At 75.1% G+C, this 2,442-nt stretch carries 3 protein-coding genes; all 3 read left to right on the top strand.

What is annotated here, in order from left to right; genetic code table 11:
- Positions 1-541, top strand: a 541-nt coding sequence (locus tag J0670_RS35835) for a TetR/AcrR family transcriptional regulator (protein ID WP_207816815.1), incomplete at its 5' end; no start/stop codon positions are given.
- Positions 542-740: 199 nt separating this feature from the next.
- Complete coding sequence (locus J0670_RS35840; RefSeq protein ID WP_207816817.1) at positions 741-1,787, top strand: enoyl-CoA hydratase/isomerase family protein; 1,047 nt, start codon at positions 741-743, stop codon at positions 1,785-1,787.
- A 43-nt stretch (positions 1,788-1,830) separates the two neighbouring features.
- A partial coding sequence (locus J0670_RS35845) for a GntR family transcriptional regulator (protein WP_207816819.1) occupies positions 1,831-2,442 on the top strand: 612 nt, incomplete at its 3' end.

The raw sequence follows: 2,442 nt of genomic DNA on the forward strand, positions 1-2,442 counted from the left end.
AGCCACCCGCCTGTTCTGGGAACGCGGCTACGAGGCCACCTCGGTCACCGACCTCACCACCGCCATGGGCATCCGCCCCGGCAGCCTCTACGCCGCCTTCGGCGACAAGCGGGCGCTCTTCGAGGAGGTCGTCCGCCACTACGGCAGCTCCCCCGCCGGCGCGTTCGCCGGCCGCGCGCTGGCCGAGGAGACCAGCGCGCACGCGGCCTTCGCCCGCATCCTGCGCGAGGCCGCGGCCATCTACCCCGACCCGTCCCATCCGGCCGGCTGCCTCGTGATCAGCGCCGCCACCAACGTCACCCCGCAGGACGCCGAGGTCCAGGCCCGCCTGCGCGACCAGCGCAGCCGGAACCTGCGGGTCTTCGAGGACCGGCTGCGCGCCGCCCGGGAGGACGGCGAACTGCCGCCCGAGGCCGATCCGAAGGCACTGGCCGGCTACTTCGCCGCGGTGATCCAGGGCATGTCCCAGCAGGCCCGCGACGGCGCAACCGCCGCCGACCTGGCCCACACCGCCGAACTCGCCCTGCGCGCCTGGCCGTAACGCCTCCCGACCGTCCCCGACCTTTCCCGCCGGACACCCGCCCAGCCCGCCGCGCGCGCATCGGGTACGCACCCATCGGGAGCGCACCCACCAGAACGCACCCATCGGGCACGTGATCACAACGGGCCCCCACCCCGGTACGGTGGACGGCGGGAGGCGGAATCGCCGACGACATCACCGAGGGGACGGGAGCGGTCCGATGAGCGCAGAGCCGGCAGAGGTCCAGGCCTTCCTGGAGGGCACGGTCGGACGGATCGTGCTGAACCGCCCGCGGGCGCTCAACTCACTGACCCACGGCATGATCACCACCCTCCGCGCGACCCTGGACGACTGGGCCACGGACGACCGGGTCCGCGCCGTCGTACTGACCGGCGCCGGTGAGCGCGGCCTCTGCGCGGGAGCGGACATCCGCGCGATGCACGACGACGCCAGGGCGGGCGGGGCCGACACCCGCGCCTTCTTCCGCGACGAGTACCGCCTGAACGCGCTGATCGCCCGCTACCCGAAGCCGTACGTCGCGGTGATGGACGGCATCACCATGGGCGGCGGCGTCGGCCTTTCCGCCCACGGCGCGGTGCGGATCGTCACCGAGCGCTCCGCGGTCGCGATGCCCGAGACCCGGATCGGGCTCGTCCCGGACGTCGGCGGCAGCCACCTGCTCGCCCGCGCCCCAGGCGAGTTGGGCACCCACCTCGGACTCACCTCCGTCTCCATGGGCCCCGGCGACGCGCTGCTGTGCGGCTTCGCCGACTACTACGTCCCGTCCGCGCGGATACCCGAGCTGCTGGACGCCCTCACGCACGGCGGTGACCCGGCCGCCACCGCCGCCGCGCACGCCGAACCCGCGCCACCCGCCGTCCTCGCCGCCCAGCGCGGCTGGATCGACGCCTGCTATGCGGCCGATACCGCCGAGGAGATCGTCGAGCGCCTGCTCGACTCCGGCGTGCCGGAGGCGAAGGAGGCCGCCGAGCTGGTCCTCGCGAACTCCCCCACCGCCGTCAAGGTCACCCTGGCCGCGCTGCGCCGGGCCCGTGCGCTCCCCTCCCTGGAGGCCGCGCTCGACCAGGAGTACCGGGTCTCCTGCGCGGCGCTGGACGGCCACGACCTGGTCGAGGGCATCCGCGCCCAGGTGATCGACAAGGACCGCAACCCGCGCTGGTCGCCGGCCGCGCTCGCCGGGGTGACGGCGGCGGACGTCGACCGTTTCCTCGCCCCGCGCGCCGGCGACGAACTGGGCCTGGCCTGACCTGCCCCGCCGACTCCCCCTCCCCGAAAGCCTGGAGCCCGCCATGACCCACCCGGCGCCGACGCCGACACCCGTCGGGGAGACCGACCCGCTGTCCCGGGTGCCGCTCGGCGAACAGGTGCGAGGGCTGCTGCTGGAGGGTCTGCTGAACGGGCGCTGGCAGCCCGGGAACCGGATCGTCGAGCGGCGCCTGGCGGCCGAGTTGAACGTCAGCCAGGCGCCGGTGCGCGAGGCGCTGCGCTCGCTCCAGACCCTCGGACTGCTCGACGCCGAGCCCAACCGGGGCGTACGGGTGCGCGAGATCGGCCCGGCGGAGCTGCGCGAGGTGTACAAGGTTCGGGCCGCGCTGGAGCGACTGGCCGCCGAGTCGGCGGTGGTCCGGCTGGCCGGGGACGTCTCCGCCCTGGAACGGCACGCCGAGTCGATGGCGGCGGCGGCCGCAGCGGGCGACGCGCTCGGGCAGGCCCGGCACGGGGTGGCGTTCCACCGCGAGATCGTCGCCGCCTCCGGCAACGGGACGCTGCTGCGGACCTGGGAGGGCCTGGGCGTCGAGGTGTGGACGGTGCTGTCGCTGCACCGGGTCCGGCCGGAGCTGCACGAGAACGCCGCCGACCACCGGCCGCTGATCGAGGCCTTCCGGCGGCGGGATCCGCAG

This window comes from Streptomyces sp. FH025, assembly GCF_017427025.1.
GTDB lineage: Bacteria > Actinomycetota > Actinomycetes > Streptomycetales > Streptomycetaceae > Kitasatospora.